Genomic DNA, 16,085 nt, shown 5'->3' with positions numbered 1-16,085 from the left:
TGACCTCCAGGCTTCTTTTAGGCAAAAAATCCTTATGAAAATTGTGCATCGTATAAATTTTTGTAAGCACCATTTAAAGCCATCAGCTCTTCATGGGTTCCCTCTTCCTCAATACCGTCTTCGCCGATAACAACAATCCGTGTCGCATATTTGATGGTCGCCAAACGGTGGGCGATAATCAATGTGGTTCGTCCTTCCGACAAGGAGAACAACGATTCCTGAATCACCTGTTCTGTTTCTGTATCCAAAGCCGATGTGGCTTCGTCTAAAATCAGAATCGGCGGATTTTTTAGGAACATCCGCGCAATGGCGACCCGCTGTTTCTGCCCCCCTGACAACTTCACTCCCCGTTCACCAATCATTGTTTCAATCCCGTCCGGCATCTGGTCAATGACTTTTTCCAAATGTGCCAAACGAACTGCTTCCTCGATTTCTTCATCTGTTGCAGCCAATCTCCCGTAGGCGACGTTCTCTTTGATCGTTCCGGGAAACAAAAACACGTCTTGCTGGACCATGCCGATTTGACTGCGCAGAGAATGCAGAGTCACATCCCGGATATCCTGACCATCAATCGTCAACCTTCCGTCAGTGATTTCATAAAACCTTGGGACCAAGTTGGTCAGCGTGGTTTTACCGGCACCGCTGGGACCTACGAAAGCAACGGTTTCCCCTGCTTTGATCTTCAGCGAAATATTATCTAAAACTTTTGTTCCGTCAGCATAAGCAAACGAAACCCCTTGATACTCGATGTCACCGCGGACAGGAGGCAACGCTACAGCATCAGCACGATCTTTGATGGACGGTTTCCGGTCCAGTTCTTCTGTCAGACGTTTAAAACCTGCGATTCCTTTAGGATAGCTCTCGATCATTGTGTTGACTTTTTCAATAGGTCGGACGAAAACATTAGACAGTAAAATAAATCCTACGAACTGCCCGGTGGTGATGTCCCCTTTTAAGACGTAGTAAGAGCCAAAAATCAAAGCAAACAAACTGATAAAGCGAATCAGCAAATAGTTATAAGAAGAACTGACCGCCATCATTTTATAAAAAGCCAGTTTAATTTTCCGATATCCTTGGTTAAGTCTTTCAAAGCGTTTTTCTTCAAAAGTTTCGTTGGCAAACGCCTGGACTACACGAATCCCGCTGACAGAAGCCTCAATACCGGCATTAAATTCTCCCAGCCGATGATAAATTTCTGTATTGATTCTTGTCATCTTCTTGTTGAAGAAAACCAATGCCAATGTGATAAAGGGCACCATGATAAATGTCGCCAAAGCCAGCTGGACATGAATCCTCATCATGAGAATAAAAGAACCAATCACAGTCATGATCGTAATAAACACATCTTCCGGTCCATGGTGGGCAACTTCAGAAATTTCAAATAAATCTGTCGTTAAACGGCTGATTAGTTTGCCTGTTTTGCTCTCATCAAAATATTCAAAAGATTGTCTTTCCAAATGAGCAAATAATTCCCGGCGCATGTCTGTCTCGATGTTTACCCCCAGCATATGTCCAAAATAAACTACTACATATTGAAGCAAGGTATTCACTACATACAAAAACAATAAAGAAAGGCACGCCACAACGATCAGACGCCAGTTCTCCTGAGGAAGAATCTCGTCAATCACACCATTGACGACAATCGGAAAAGCCAGCTCAAGGCCGGCGGCAATAATAGCACAAGTAAAATCTAAAATAAATAATTTTTTATACGGTTTATAGTAACTGAAAAAACGTTTCAACAAAACAACTCTCCTCCTCCATTCTTTTAATTTAAACAAAGATTTACTTAAAAGTAAAGAAGGGAAGCTCCCTTTCAAGAGTCTTCCCTTCTTTCAAATAGTCACGGATACTGTGTTTTCTCTGCTTTTACTGTTTCTCTATATTAAAGCTGATGGAAATATTCGCAGACAGCGCAGACAGCAATGAAAGTCAGCTCTGATACGAGACGCCTGTCTCACCGCTGCTGTTGTCTTTTCTCCTAATCAGATAATAAAGCACTCCGCAAATACTTAAGCCTGCCAAAGTGCAAACCAAACCGCCTTCCAGACCAAAGCTCCCGCCATTGAACAGCATTTTCCCTTTATCCAGTGTGGTGACAAAAACCGATGTGTGAACTTTTTGCCCGCTCACTTCGATTCCCAATACTGGACCGAGCATGAAATTCCAAATGCTGTGAGCTGCCCCCACAAGCCAGATATTATCACTTAAATAAAACAGCAAAGAAAACATGACACCAAAGATAAAAAGATTTACCAGTGCCAAGACGGTAATCCCCGGATTCATGCCGTGAAAAAAAGAAAATATCAAAGAATTGGCAATGATACCAAACCAAACACCTTTTTGACTGGCAATGGCATTCATCAGAAAGCCCCGGAAAAGAACCTCCTCGGTCCATCCCTGAACAGCAAATCCTAAGAAAAATATGAAAATTACTCCCCAGTCGACAGAGTCATTCAGTTTTATAGATAAACTCCCCAGCATCAGGCAGCCAAAAACCACCAGCATGATCTCCAGCAGTCCAACACCTAATCCTACCGTATAATTAAAAATAAATTTCTCTTTAAAGAAACCTAAGGATTGAACCGTCCGCTTTTCTATTTTTTTGCTTAATAGAATTGTCAATGCAGCTAAAATCGAAAAAGAAAAAAGATTAAACATCGTAGCGCTGTCTGAGGATAAAAAATCTGCTGGATTTGGAATACTGCCCCCTAATGTAACAAATATCAGACCGAAAACAAAAACACCTATCACAAACAACAGACTTTCTGCAATCATCAGTCCAAATGTCCATAAGACAGGCGTCCACCATCTCCCTTTTCTTTGTTCTCTCGTCAGTGCCAAACTTTTAGTTTCTAACATTACATTTCTCCCATCAGTATAATAGTTGATAAAAAGCGTCTTGTTCTCCATTGCTTATCCGCAATCAGCTGATAAAAACAAGGCATCTTCTGCCCAAACATTTAGTCTGCCTTTCAAAAACAAAAAACACACCTTTTACCATCATAGAATAGAAAAATAAATTGTCAAAGATTTTTTTAAGAGCTAATTTTTTTACTGACTTTCAGTGGTATCATAACGCCGGTCATAGTAATCTTTATAATCAAAAACACTTTTCTTCTTTTCAATAATCGGCAAAAGATTATCCTTATCAATAAACTTGAGAGGCTTTCTTTTTAAAAACAATAGAACTGGAGCCAAATAGACACGTTCTCTTGATGTCCTTGTATAATACAAATAATAGAAACTCGCATCTAAATGAACGACCTCATTATCAACACTGGTGATTTTTAAGTAAAACGGTTCATTGGCAACTCTCATCTGACGGGGCAGATAATATCTGAAAAGCGAGCCGGCAACAGCACTTTTGTTAGGATTGAATCGGTATTTAACCAAAACCAATTCCACCGATTTTATATCGGCATAAGCTAATTCTTTCACTTTTCTAAATCCTAAAAATCCTTTAATCGGCAAAAATATATCATCTAACAGAGGAAATTTTTGGCCTACCGGATAAATGAGTTTCTTTTTATCCAAAGTCCAGTAATTGTAGTAGCGTTTAAAATCATAGAAAGACAACGTGGTAATAAACAAATAGATAATAATCCCCATCAAAACACCCGCCCACGGGTTAAAATACCCTGACCAAAAACCGGATATAAGGACACCGCACGTCATTAGCAGAAAAGGTCCTTTGTTTTTTGGCCGGCCAAAATCAAATGGAAAGGACAAATAAGACTCTCCTGTAATCAACTCATCTAAAGAAATATTCAAAATACCGCTCAACCGAACCAAATTATCAATGCTTGGCACTGTCTCACCGTTTTCCCATTTTGATACTGATTGCCGAGAAATGTTTAGTTCATCGGCCAAATCATTTTGCGTTAAATTATTTTCTTTCCTAAATCTGACGATATTTTTTGAAATCAGCATCTTCTCACTCCTCAAAAACTTTTTTCTACTTTTACTATCCCTCTTTCAGCCGTTTCTTTCAAGCACTTAATACGTGCGCTCCTGCTCAACCTTGTAAAATCAACCTTTCTGCCAAAGTGAAAACAAATTTATCTGATAGCCGCCACACTAGCGGGCAGCCAAAAAAATCGCAGTTGGGGCACCAGAAAGACGGCGATAAATTTTATTAAAATAAAATGAGAAAAAGAAATTCATTTTCAGTGAAAAAATGATATAATGACTGGTAATGTTGAGAAAAAGTTTTGTTGGAGGTTAACAGCATGAATATAATGTACAATAGCACCCGTGATAAAAATAAAAAAGTAACAGCCTCTCAAGCCATCCTAAAAGGATTGTCAGATGAAGGCGGACTGTTTATCCCAGAAAGATTACCTGAGATGACCTTGGATTTTGAAGAATTGGCGGCTATGACCTATCAAGAAGTCGCCTATAAGATTTTGAAAGAATTTTTGACGGATTTTTCCGAAGAGGAATTGCAGCGGTGTATCAACTCTGCGTACGACGAGAAGTTTTCCAACGAAAAAATCGCTCCTTTAGTAAAACACGGCGACCGTTATTTCTTGGAGCTGTTCCATGGACAAACTTTAGCTTTCAAAGATATGGCACTTTCTATCCTGCCTTATTTGCTGACCACTGCAGCCGCTAAAAATCAAATGGACAAAGATATCGTTATTTTGACGGCAACATCAGGAGACACAGGTAAGGCGGCAATGGCCGGTTTTGCAGATGTTCCGGGAACCAAAATCATCGTGTTTTACCCTAAAGATGGCGTAAGTAAATTTCAAGAGCAGCAAATGCTGACCCAAAAGGGAGACAATACTTATGTGGTGAGTATTGACGGCAACTTTGACGATGCTCAGGGAAATGTCAAAAAAATGTTTAACAATCTAACTTTAAAAGATGCACTAACTTCCCACGGTATGGCTTTTTCTTCTGCCAATTCTATCAACGTGGGCAGATTGGTCCCGCAAATCGTTTATTATGTTTATGCATACGCCCAGCTGGTGGCTGCGAAAGAAATCGCAATCGGCGAGGAAATCAATTTCTCAGTTCCTACTGGTAATTTTGGTAACATTTTAGCAGCTTACTATGCCAAAGGAATCGGCGTCCCTATCTCGCGGCTCATTTGTGCTTCAAATAAAAATAATGTCTTGACTGACTTTTTCAAAAAAGGGTTTTACGATAAGAACCGTCCGTTCTTTGTCACAAACAGTCCTTCGATGGATATCTTAATCTCCAGCAACTTGGAACGTTTGGTGTACTACCTGACAAATCATTCGTCACAAGAGACGGCCCGATTAATGTCTGCCCTTGAACAAAAAGGGAAGTATGAGCTGTCCCCGGACATGAGGCAAAAGTTTGTTGATTTTTATGGGGATTATGCCGAGGAAGAAGAAGTTTCTGCGGCAATTAAACAAGTGTATGAAGCATCTTCCTATGTGATTGATCCCCATACTGCTGTTGCTGTTAAAGCTGCTGACACCTATCAAGCAGAAACTGCTGACACTTTAAAAACAGTGATTGTTTCTACCGCCAGTCCATTCAAATTTCCAGAAGCAGTGGTCCGTGCTATCGCACCAGAAAAACTGACCGATGTGGAAGATGACTTGGTAGATAACTTGGCTGAACTTTCAAACATTGCAGTACCTGAACCGGTCTTAGATGTTCGTCAAGCACCTGTCCTGCATCATACATCTATAAAAACTGAGGATATGCAACAAACAGTGGAAAATATTTTAGACATTCGCTAAATAGAAAACAGGATGAGAACTCAAAATGTTCTCATCCTGTTTTTATTTTTTATTTAAAATAAGCATCATAAATCGCACGGATGCCGCGATTCAAATAGCGCTCTTCGATACAAAACAGCATAGTGACTTCAGAATTCCCCTGGCTGATCATTTCAAGGTTGATATCCGCGTCAGCAAAGGACTGGGTGGCACGAGCTGCCACACCGATGGCACTTTTCATGCCTTCGCCTACGATTGCCAGCATGGCTAAGTCATGCTTGATGGTAATCTCATCCAGAGCTAATTCTTCCTTCAGTCGAGTCAACAACTTGTCTTCATCTTCAGGTGCCAGCTGGTTTTCTCTGAAAATAACAGAAATATCATCGATTCCTGAAGGCATGTGCTCAAAATTAATATCAAAATCCTCTAAAATATTCAACACTCGGCGTCCGAAGCCGACCTCTCTGTTCATCAAATACTTACTTAAATACAAACTGCAAAATCCTCTATCCCCTGCAATACCCACCACCGGCAACCCATTGACTTTTCTGGTAGTGCTGATTTTAGTACCTGGAGCCGCTGGATTATTAGTATTTTTAATCACTACTGGAATGTCTGCACGAAAAACCGGGAACAAAGCTTCATCGTGGAAAACACCAAAACCTGCATAACTTAACTCACGCATTTCTCTAAATGTTAATTCTTCCACTTCATGGGGCTGACGGACAATGCCCGGGTGAGCGGAGAAAATCGCATCCACATCTGTAAAGTTTTCGTACAGATCTGCTTTCACACCTGCTGCAACAATAGAGCCGGTGATATCAGATCCGCCCCGCGAGAACGTACAAATTTTTCCGTCCTTCGTGTAACCGAAAAATCCCGGGATAACTAAGATACCTTCCCGGTCCCGAAGTTTAATAATCTCGTCATAAGCTTCTGGTAAAATCATTGCATTTCCGGGCTCGTTTGTTACGATAATCCCTGCTTCTTTAGGGTTCACATAAGACGCAGGCAAGCCGTTTTTCCTTAAAAAGCTGGCATACAAAATCGCATTGTTATTTTCCCCGCTTGCCTTGAAGGCGTCCATAATCCTTGCGGGATCCTCTTCTTTCATCTCAGCCAAACTTAAAATGTTTTCTGAAATGATTTCTTGAACATCTTGAATCCCCAACTCATCTGTTATCTGAGTGAACCGTTGAATGATTTTGTTTTGTATTTCTTCCATCGGCTGCTTTTCCATAAAAGCATGGGCATACTCGATCAACAGGTCTGTCACTTTCACATCCGACTCATGACGTTTTCCCGGAGCGGAGACCACAACAAATTTCCGGCTTGGGTCCTCTTTGATAATCTGCAATGTTTTTAACAACTGGACTGAGGAAGCCAAAGAACTCCCTCCGAACTTCACAACTTTCATTTTTTTCAACCCCATTTTTTCTTATTCCTTAATCCTCAATTCTGACGCCGTTCTTATCCACATCCAATTTCAACGTTACTGCTTGTTCCTGATAAGTATCGGTTAGAAATTGCTGCAGTTGTGCAGAACCATCTTTTGGACATAAAATCAATACCGTCGGACCGGCGCCGCTTAGAACAGCCCCATAAAATCCAAAATCTGTCTGCAATTTTTTGATTTCTGTCAGATGAGGAACCAATGCTTCACGATATTTTTCATGCCACTTGTCTTTCATCATGATTTCCCCTGCAAGAGGCAAATTACCTTTCAGCAAACTCGCCACCAGCATATTGGAAATAGCACTCGCTTCAACCGCTTCTTTATATGAAAGAGTTTCGGGCAAAACATCTCGGCTCTCTGTTGTCAGCAATTCATGTTTAGGTATATAGACCAGCAAGTCTGCTTCGGGAAAATCTGCTGCTTCGTAGTGGATCTCCCCGTCTACAAAGCTGGCGATCACTAGGCCTCCTAAAATAGCCGGCGCCACATTGTCCGGGTGCCCTTCGATTTTCGCGGCAATCTTCAGCTTGTCGTAAACATTCAGTCCCAAATCTCCCAAAATATTGGCCAATTCAATTCCCGCCACAACTGCTGATGAACTGCTTCCCAGCCCGCGGGCAGAAGGGACTTCCGTTGTCATCACTAAACGATGGGGCTGAATATTTGGGGCAAGTGACAATGCTGTTTTGATAATCAAATTTGACTCGTCTTTGGGAATACCAGGGACTTCATGTTCTATCGACCATTCGTTTGATGGTTCCCCGATTTCTAAAGTCAAATATAAATTTAACGCCAAGCCGCAAGAATCAAAGCCTGGGCCTAAATTTGCTGTGGTAGCTGGTACGCGTATTTTCATTACTTGATTTCACTCCTACAAGACTCGATAACTTGATTTTAATTTGATATCCGGCGAGACTTCAAAAGATTTTTTCACTTGTGTCATTTGTGCTTTGCTGAGTTCGTGGGTGATGATAACTACCCGGGCATTTTTTCCGTCAGATTGCTGCTGTAAAATCTGGTCAAAGCTGACGCCTACTTCTGTCATCAAGCTGGTAATTTTTAAAAGCATTCCTTGCTGATCAGGCACTTCCACTGCCACATAATATTTTGAAAAAACTTCTTCCGGCGGTGTCAGCTTGGTCTCCTGATTAAATAGATTGAACTGATGTCCTGTTGTTTCCATACGAATATTTTTTGCGATAGTGATTAAGTCGCTCATCACACTTGTGGCAGTCGGTTTTTCTCCTGCACCAGGTCCATAATACATGGACTCTCCCACACCTGAACTATTGACAAAAACACCGTTCATTTCATTCTGAACTGAAGCCAGCGGATGATGTTTCGGCACCAGCACGGGACCGACTTCAGCTGACACACTGCCGTTTGTCATCTCTGCTGATCCCAATAGCTTAATGACGTAGCCTAACTGTTGAGCAACTACGATATCCTCTGCTTTCAGACCTCTGATACCAACTTTATCCATATCTGCCACTGAAATGTTCATGCCAAAAGAAAATTGAGTCAAAATCACCATTTTATACGCAGCATCGATGCCGTCCACATCATTGGTAGGATCAGCTTCAGCAAAACCAAGAGCCTGCGCTTCACTCAGAGCTTCTTCGTAAGAACATTTCTCCAAGAGCATCTTTGTCAGCATAAAATTTGTCGTCCCGTTCACGATACCGTAAATCTTTTCGATACTGTCCGCGACCAGACTGTTGCTGATTGTGCGCAAAATAGGAATTCCCCCGGCCACACTCGCTTCATAATAAAGATCGCATTTTTTTTCCTTGGCAATCTCAACTAGTTCCGGTCCGAACTGGGCGATAAGATCTTTATTGGCTGTAATTACATGCTTGCCGCTTTCCAGCGAACGTCTAATAAATGTCCGCGCCGGCTCAATACCGCCGATTAATTCCGCCACGATTTGAATCTCTTTATCATTGACAATATCTTCAAAGTTTTCTGTTAATTCAAAACCGAAATCTTCCGCTAATTTAACTGGTTTTTCCTCCGTCATGTCCTTTACTAGAGCCCTAGTAAGGACAACTTCCATTCCAGTCACTTGGGAGATTTTTTCGCGATGTTCTTCCAGCAAAGCCGGCACGCCTCCACCCACTGTGCCCAATCCTAAAACGGCGATATTTAATCGTTGTTTCAAAATAATTTTCCCCCTGTCAACTTTTCTCATTTTTTTTTAATAATTGATATTAGTATACATAAGCTGTCTGCAAAAAACTAGCTTTTTCTACGCTTCCTAAAAAAGTAAGCGTTTTATCTCTTTTTGATGCTGAAAAACAAAATCAGAACACCTGCCATCCTGACAAAGTGTTCTAATTTGGCTTCGAAATTTGCTGAAAAATCAACTGGAATAATAAAATTCCGGTTCTAACCTGCGGCTGTAATTGTCAAGAAACATTTTTTCCATCTCAGGGTACTCTTTCATCTCATACCCTCTAGCTTTTTCAGGACAAACGGTGATGCATGCCGTACAGTTGATGCATAGGTCACGTTCCGTCAAACGGGGCTGTTCGACGGGAATCGCTCCAACTGGACAAATGGCGGCACATTTTCCGCAAACAGTACATTTTTCATTGCCGGTTGGGTAAAGTGTCAATTTGTTTCCCTCTTTGTAAGGACGTTTGCCGGGGACTCTGCATTCGCCGAAATTTCTTTTCCTCGCCATTTCTACACATTTCCTGACAAAATGCTCCATGGATACTCTATCGGCAACATCTGGCCGGTCGCTGGCTATTTTAGGGAAAATCGAATGACGGGCAATCACAGCTGCACTTCCTACAACTGCAAAGCCGTTTTGCCTCAGCAAATCCGTCAACTCCAAAAGAGCATCATCGTAGGCCCGATTGCCGTAGACAACCGTTGCGACTGCCGGTGTCTGATTGCCCTTTAAATATTTTAGAGAATCCAAACATACAGCCGGCACTCGTCCCACAAATACTGGAACAGTCACCAATAAAAAATCATCGGACTCAAGGTCAACTTCTTTGGTCAATGGTTTACGCAACACATCTTTTTTGTTCACCTTTTCAAACGTTGCGCCTGCCATCATTTTGGCAATCGCCGCCGTCGAACCGCTGGGACTAAAATAAATACTTGTGACGCTACTTTTCATGCTGCTCACTCCTTAGTACATTTTGATACCTTTTTTAAAAACATGCACAAAAAAAGGTGCAGAAAGTATTTTCTTCCAGCACCTTTTAAAATTTGTCCGGCTATTTCTTTTTGGTTTTGCCCGTCCAATCGTTGAAACCGCCTTTTAAAATATAAATTTCATTGTAGCCTTTCTTTCTCAAAAAGTTAGCTGTCCTGATACTCAAAGATTTCTTTTGATCGTACAACAACACTGGTGTGTCCTTGCGCAGACCCATGTAGGTTTGTTTAAACGTAGAATAAGCCAGGTTACGGGCGCCCAAAATATGTCCTGCCTGATAACTGTCTTTCTCACGCAGATCAATGGTCTGCCCTGTCCGCATTTTTTCGCGGAATTCCTCCTGCTCAATCATCTTGGCAGATTTTCTCGCCATTATTTGTAAATACAGCTCACGCAAACCGATAAAAACCAAAATCGCAATCAGTATGTAATTAAAAATCCATAAAGGTTTTAACACTCTAGTTCCTCTTTTCTAAATCTGTTTCTTTAAATTTCAATGCCAAAGACGCTGCACCGATAATCCCGGCATCGTTACCAAGGATTGCCAGCTTTACATCTGTACTTTCAGTCACTTGCTTGAAAGTAAATTGATCAAAATATTTTCTGATTCTCTCAAGCAGAAAATCTCCTGCTGCCGAAACGCCGCCGCCGATAACGATGTCTGACGGGTTCAACATATTCCCGATATGGCTGCACGCCAAGCCAAGGTAAAAGCACACTTTTTCCACTACCATATCAGCAAAAACATCCCCATCTTTTGCCAAATCAAAGACAAGTTTGCTGGAAATATCTTGTCCGTCGTCAATCATCCATTTCAGTTGAGAATCGCCGGCGTATTCTTCAGACAGTGTTCTGGCAACTCTCACAACACCAGTGGCACTGGCAACTGTTTCCAGACAACCTTTTTTCCCGCATGTGCACTGAAAACCATCAGGGTCAACAGTGATGTGCCCGATTTCTCCGGCAGCTCCTGCTGCTCCGTGGAGTAAACGACCTTCAGCGATGATGCCGCCGCCAACGCCTGTACCTAGAGTAATAAATGTTACATCGGTATGATTGTTCCCGGCTCCCCGCCAGCGTTCTCCCAAAGCAGCCACATTGGCGTCATTATCCAAAACAAATGGGATGTCCAAGGCTCCTTCGATTTGCTCTCTAATCAGCTGAAGGGTGTCCCAATTTAAATTATAGGCTCCGATGACCGTGCCGTTGACGATATCCACCGCCCCCGGTGTCCCCATACCTATGCCGATAAAATCTTCTTTAGTCATATGGTATAAATCCATCCGGTGACGGATAGATTCAATGATATCCGGCACGATATGAGTACCGCCGTCATTGATATTAGTTTGGATGCTCCATTTTTGCTGGATGTCCCCTTCTGCACTCAAAATCCCAAACTTGACGGTCGTTCCGCCTAAATCAATCCCGATTAATTTACGACTCACCACTAACTCCTCCTTTTCCTCACTCAGTAATTTTAATTCATTTTGATATTCTGCTGCCAATACTTGACGGGCTTTTTTAAAATCGGATTCATCAAGCAACCCTGTCTCATTCAAATCAAGCAGTTCCAGCTCCATTAATTCGATATCATACAAACGTTTGCCTGCATAGACAAACACGCCAAATCTTTTCAGCAATTGCTGTACATCATAAAGTGTCCGCATTTTACATACATCCTCTATTATACCTATAAAAAAGTATTATTTCACTCACTTTTTCAATAAAATCAATAATACACACCGTAAACTTGTGCAGCATAAAATAATAACGCTGCAATACCGATCACATAACCCAAACCGCAAGCAATCCTCCGATGGACGTTATCTTCCACAAAATCATACCGGTTTCCTTTTAAGTTCGGTGCAGAAAAAGCAAAGCCCAGTAAAAGTCCTGACAGCAAGCCGCCGATGTGCCCTAGCATATCAATGCCGGGACTAAACAAGTTCAAAAGAATATTCAAAACTGCTAGGGTCAGCATGTTCCGTGCCATATACTGGATTTTAGGATTGTAAGGGAAAATACGTCCCAAGGCGATGAAGCCGCCGAACAACCCAAAGAGAGCGGTACTGGCACCTGCTGAAATAGAATTTGTCCCGGGACTTGTCAGTGCAAAACTGAAAATATTGCCCCCCACGGCACACAATAAATAGAAAAAGAAAAATCTTACGTGTCCCATCACTTCTTCCAAATCTTTTCCGGCAAAATATAAGAAAATCGAATTAAACAATAAGTGAGTCCAGCCGATATGAACAAATACAGGTGTTAAAAAACGCCAGTATTCACGGTAAATGACAATATCACGAACCATGATTGCACCAAACTTATGTAATATCTCTCCGCTGTATGTCCCGGAAAGACCATGCCCTCTTGCCAGCCCAGTCAAGGTCATTAAAATAAATATAATTACTTGCGCCCCTAAGAACAACATCGTAACCCATGATTCATTTTTTAACCGACGCCAATTTATATTATTAAAATTCATTGTTTGCACCTGCTCCTTCCATCATTCATGTATTATAACATTTTTTCTTTAATAGAAGAAATCTGGAGTTGTTTGGGGAAAATAAAAAAGCCTATCTCAATTTTTGAATTGAATCCCGTTAAGCAGTTAGTCAAAAGGAACGCTTGCTTTAAAGGAAACATATCTTTTTTGAGAGAGACTTTTTAATTTTTTACTTTAATAAAGACAAACTATCGTTCAGGACGGCTTCCCCGTCCAGTGTTTCATAATCTTCTTTTGAAATTAATTTATACGGAACGGCTTTGTACGCTAAAAAATCTTTCAATCTTTCCACTTCATACTTTGATTGAGGACCGATCAATAAAGCGTCTACTGACTGATTCTGAATGATTTGTTCCGCAATGATAGCTGGTGCTGAATAAACATGAACGTCTAAATTTCTTTCGTTTGCCGCCTGCTGAACATTTTTGACTAAAAGTCCTGTGGTAATCCCGGCGGTACAAATCAAAAGAATCGTTTTTTTAGAGTCTGTCATTTTTTCACCTCATCAAGAAATTTTCTTCTTTTTATTGTAAATATCTAATACTACTGCCAACAGTAATATCAAACCTTTAATCGCCTGCTGCCAGTCGACACCGATACCTAAGATTGACATTCCGTTGTTCAGGACTCCCATCACCAAGCCTCCAACAATCGCCCCCATGATCGTGCCGATTCCCCCGGAAGTGGAAGCACCGCCAAAATACACCGCCGCCATAGCATCCAGCTCCATAGAAGTTCCCGCCTGCGGAGTTGCTGCATTCAATCTCGCCGCCAAAATCAAGCCGGCCAAAGCAGCCATCATGCCCATGTTAACAAAAACGAAAAAGGTGATTTTCTTAGTTTTAATTCCTGATAGTTCTGCAGATTTTTTGTTGCCTCCTGTTGCATAAATTTGGCGTCCGGCAACCGTTTGATTTGTCAAAAAACCATAGGCTGCGACGATGATGCCTAACAGGATTAGAATTACGGGATACCCTTGGTAAGAAGCAAAAACATAAGTGATACCCATAGTAATCAAGCCGGTAAATACAGCTTTTAAAAGGAACATATTAAAAGACGGCACTTCAAACAAGTTTTTCTTGCGGCGTTCTCTTGCCCGCCACTGAAAGTAAACTAATACCAATGTAATGATAGCACCGATTATCATCGATAACAGGTGAAGTTCCCCACCGCCGATATTAGGCAGATAACCTGTTGAAATTTTTTGAAAACTGCTAGGAAACGGAGCCAGTGATTGTCCACCCAAAACCACCTGTGTCAGCCCGCGAAACATCAACAATCCAGCCAGTGTAACAATAAATGCCGGAATCCCTACATAGGCCACCCAAAATCCTTGCCATGCTCCGATTGCTGCTCCAATCAAAAGACAAAGCGGCACTGCTAACATTGGACTCATTCCTCTGTTGACCATCATCATGCCTGCCACTGCACCCACAAATGCCATTACGGAACCGACAGATAAATCCACATGTCCTAGCAATACAACTAATAGCATTCCCGCCGCCAGAACTAAAATGTGACTGTTTTGCAATACTAGGTTGGTTATATTCAGCGGACGCCAGAAAATACCATCAGTCATCACTTGAAAGGCAATCAGCAAAGCGACTAAGATGATTACCATACTGTATCGGCTAAAAATATCCATCAGTTTATCTTTCACATCGAAAGATTTTTTTCTTTCGTCTACTTTTTTTAGCGTTTCCATACCATTCTACACCTTCTTCTCCATAGTCATTAAATCCATTAAAACTTCCTGATCCGCATCTTCACGCATCACTTCTCCGGTGAATTCCCCTTCATTCATGGTATAGATGCGGTCACACATGCCTAAAAGCTCAGGCAGCTCTGAAGAAATGATACAAATACATTTCCCTTGGGAAGCCATCTCTTCAATAATCGTGTATATTTCAAATTTCGCCCCTACATCAATGCCTCGGGTAGGTTCATCCAGAAAGAAAACTTCGGGTTCAGTCATCAGCCATTTTGACAACACAACTTTTTGCTGGTTGCCTCCACTGAGACTTCCCACGTTTTGAAAAACCGAACTCGCTTTTGTTTTTAGCTTTTTTCTATAGTTTTCCGAAGCTAAAATTTCTTTTTCTTTGTCTATCACGCCTGTACGGCTGATTTTATCCAAACTGGCGATCGTTGTATTTTCACGAATATCCATCAACAGATTTAATCCCAGTGCTTTACGGTCTTCTGAAACATATGCCAAACCATTTTCGATAGCTAACGGAACATTTTGAACGGAAATTTCTTTCCCATCAATAAACACTTGTCCCGAAATATTACTGCCGTAGGAATGACCAAAAACACTCATGGCAAATTCCGTTCTGCCGGCACCCATCAAACCTGCAATGCCGATAATCTCGCCTCGCTTAATATTCAAATTGATATTCTTATTGATTAAACGTTCCCCGTCAATTGGATGATGGACACTCCAATCTTTAACCTGAAAATAGACTTCGCCGATATTTGGGCGGCGTTCCGGATACCGATTCGTTAAATCCCGTCCCACCATCCCTCGTATAATTCTATTTTCATTGATCTGGTCGTGCTCTAACGTCTCAATCGTCTGCCCGTCTCTTAATATAGTAATCCGATCCGCCACATTCACGATTTCATTTAATTTATGTGAAATGATAATTGATGTGATCCCCTGAACCTTAAACTCCTTGATTAACTCCAATAAGTTCATACTTTCTTCTTCATTCAACGCAGCTGTAGGTTCATCTAATATCAGTAGTTTGACTGATTTGGCAAAAGCTTTAGCGATTTCAACCAGTTGCTGCTGACCCACACCGATTTGAGAAACCAGCATATTAGGGTTGAGCCTTAACCCTACCGTTTTTAATAAATTTTCTGTTTTCTTTTCAGTCAAATTCCAATCAATAATGCCATGGGAAGTCTGCTCGTTTCCTAAAAAAATATTCTCTTTGATTGATAAATAGGGAATCAATGCCAATTCCTGATGGATGATTACGATTCCTTTATCTTCGCTATCCCTTAAGTTTTTAAATTCGCATAGCTCCCCTTCGTAAATAACTTCTCCATCGTAACTGCCGTAAGGATACAGACCGCTGAGAACATTCATCAAGGTGGATTTCCCTGCACCATTTTCACCGCACAGGGCATGAATTTCCCCTTGAGTGATTTTAAGGTTCACATTATCCAACGCACGAACACCAGAGAATTCTTTTATAATATTTTTCATTTCCAAAATAGTGTCTGCCATCTTATACATCC

The 16,085-nt window shown here is 41.4% G+C and carries 14 protein-coding genes; 1 reads left to right on the top strand and 13 read right to left on the bottom strand.

Translation table 11 applies throughout. The annotated features are described in order from the left end of the window. Positions 1–32: 32 nt before the first annotated feature. The 3 genes from AC4PHI_RS02070 to AC4PHI_RS02060 form a co-directional block, all read right to left on the bottom strand. On the bottom strand, positions 33–1,745 hold the full coding sequence (locus AC4PHI_RS02070) for an ABC transporter ATP-binding protein (RefSeq protein ID WP_492200670.1): 1,713 nt from the start codon (positions 1,743–1,745) through the stop codon (positions 33–35). 187 nt (positions 1,746–1,932) lie between these two features. Then, entirely contained in the window at positions 1,933–2,862 is a 930-nt protein-coding gene (locus tag AC4PHI_RS02065; protein WP_492200669.1) for a CPBP family intramembrane glutamic endopeptidase, read from the bottom strand. Positions 2,863–3,054: 192 nt separating this feature from the next. Next, positions 3,055–3,933, bottom strand: a complete 879-nt coding sequence (locus AC4PHI_RS02060; RefSeq protein WP_492200668.1) for a helix-turn-helix domain-containing protein — start codon at positions 3,931–3,933, stop codon at positions 3,055–3,057. 299 nt (positions 3,934–4,232) lie between these two features. On the opposite strand from AC4PHI_RS02060, the gene thrC reads away from it, so the two are divergent. Then, a complete protein-coding gene (gene thrC, locus AC4PHI_RS02055) occupies positions 4,233–5,723 on the top strand; it encodes a threonine synthase (protein ID WP_492200667.1) in 1,491 nt (496 codons plus the stop codon). Positions 5,724–5,772: 49 nt separating this feature from the next. Here thrC and AC4PHI_RS02050 read toward each other — a convergent pair whose 3' ends face one another. The 10 genes from AC4PHI_RS02050 to mmsA all read right to left on the bottom strand — a co-directional run bounded on the left by AC4PHI_RS02050 (position 5,773) and on the right by mmsA (position 16,074). After that, a complete protein-coding gene (locus AC4PHI_RS02050) occupies positions 5,773–7,119 on the bottom strand; it encodes an aspartate kinase (protein ID WP_492201518.1) in 1,347 nt (448 codons plus the stop codon). A gap of 28 nt (positions 7,120–7,147) precedes the next feature. Beyond that, entirely contained in the window at positions 7,148–8,014 is an 867-nt protein-coding gene (thrB, locus tag AC4PHI_RS02045) for a homoserine kinase (protein ID WP_492200666.1), read from the bottom strand. 15 nt (positions 8,015–8,029) lie between these two features. Next, positions 8,030–9,319, bottom strand: coding sequence for a homoserine dehydrogenase (locus AC4PHI_RS02040; protein ID WP_492200665.1), 1,290 nt, complete (start codon positions 9,317–9,319; stop codon positions 8,030–8,032). Positions 9,320–9,520: 201 nt separating this feature from the next. Beyond that, positions 9,521–10,291, bottom strand: coding sequence for a 4Fe-4S binding protein (locus AC4PHI_RS02035; RefSeq protein ID WP_492200664.1), 771 nt, complete (start codon positions 10,289–10,291; stop codon positions 9,521–9,523). Between the two features lie 100 nt (positions 10,292–10,391). Next, entirely contained in the window at positions 10,392–10,787 is a 396-nt protein-coding gene (locus tag AC4PHI_RS02030; RefSeq protein ID WP_492200663.1) for a rhodanese-like domain-containing protein, read from the bottom strand. Between the two features lies 1 nt (position 10,788). Next, on the bottom strand, positions 10,789–11,997 hold the full coding sequence (locus AC4PHI_RS02025; protein WP_492200662.1) for an ROK family glucokinase: 1,209 nt from the start codon (positions 11,995–11,997) through the stop codon (positions 10,789–10,791). 62 nt (positions 11,998–12,059) lie between these two features. Beyond that, on the bottom strand, positions 12,060–12,815 hold the full coding sequence (locus tag AC4PHI_RS02020; protein WP_492200661.1) for a rhomboid family intramembrane serine protease: 756 nt from the start codon (positions 12,813–12,815) through the stop codon (positions 12,060–12,062). A 190-nt stretch (positions 12,816–13,005) separates the two neighbouring features. Continuing rightward, a complete protein-coding gene (locus AC4PHI_RS02015; RefSeq protein WP_492200660.1) occupies positions 13,006–13,329 on the bottom strand; it encodes a PTS sugar transporter subunit IIB in 324 nt (107 codons plus the stop codon). Positions 13,330–13,341: 12 nt separating this feature from the next. Next, positions 13,342–14,541, bottom strand: a complete 1,200-nt coding sequence (gene mmsB, locus AC4PHI_RS02010; protein ID WP_492200659.1) for a multiple monosaccharide ABC transporter permease — start codon at positions 14,539–14,541, stop codon at positions 13,342–13,344. A gap of 6 nt (positions 14,542–14,547) precedes the next feature. Continuing rightward, entirely contained in the window at positions 14,548–16,074 is a 1,527-nt protein-coding gene (gene mmsA, locus AC4PHI_RS02005) for a multiple monosaccharide ABC transporter ATP-binding protein (RefSeq protein WP_492200658.1), read from the bottom strand. Between the last annotated feature and the right edge of the window lie 11 nt (positions 16,075–16,085).

This window comes from Vagococcus sp. QWL-13 (assembly GCF_058683555.1).
This window is presented reverse-complemented; position numbering and strand designations above follow the sequence as displayed.

Bases quoted from the DNA above. Each gene is read 5' to 3' on its own strand.
- mmsB (WP_492200659.1), bottom strand. From the start codon at position 14,541: ATGGAAACGCTAAAAAAAGTAGACGAAAGAAAAAAATCTTTCGATGTG.
- mmsA (WP_492200658.1), bottom strand. From the start codon at position 16,074: ATGGCAGACACTATTTTGGAAATGAAAAATATTATAAAAGAATTCTCT.
- thrC (WP_492200667.1), top strand. From the start codon at position 4,233: ATGAATATAATGTACAATAGCACCCGTGATAAAAATAAAAAAGTAACA.
- AC4PHI_RS02050 (WP_492201518.1), bottom strand. From the start codon at position 7,119: ATGAAAGTTGTGAAGTTCGGAGGGAGTTCTTTGGCTTCCTCAGTCCAG.
- AC4PHI_RS02065 (WP_492200669.1), bottom strand. From the start codon at position 2,862: ATGTTAGAAACTAAAAGTTTGGCACTGACGAGAGAACAAAGAAAAGGG.
- AC4PHI_RS02060 (WP_492200668.1), bottom strand. From the start codon at position 3,933: ATGCTGATTTCAAAAAATATCGTCAGATTTAGGAAAGAAAATAATTTA.
- AC4PHI_RS02025 (WP_492200662.1), bottom strand. From the start codon at position 11,997: ATGCGGACACTTTATGATGTACAGCAATTGCTGAAAAGATTTGGCGTG.
- AC4PHI_RS02015 (WP_492200660.1), bottom strand. From the start codon at position 13,329: ATGACAGACTCTAAAAAAACGATTCTTTTGATTTGTACCGCCGGGATT.
- AC4PHI_RS02020 (WP_492200661.1), bottom strand. From the start codon at position 12,815: ATGAATTTTAATAATATAAATTGGCGTCGGTTAAAAAATGAATCATGG.
- thrB (WP_492200666.1), bottom strand. From the start codon at position 8,014: ATGAAAATACGCGTACCAGCTACCACAGCAAATTTAGGCCCAGGCTTT.
- AC4PHI_RS02035 (WP_492200664.1), bottom strand. From the start codon at position 10,291: ATGAAAAGTAGCGTCACAAGTATTTATTTTAGTCCCAGCGGTTCGACG.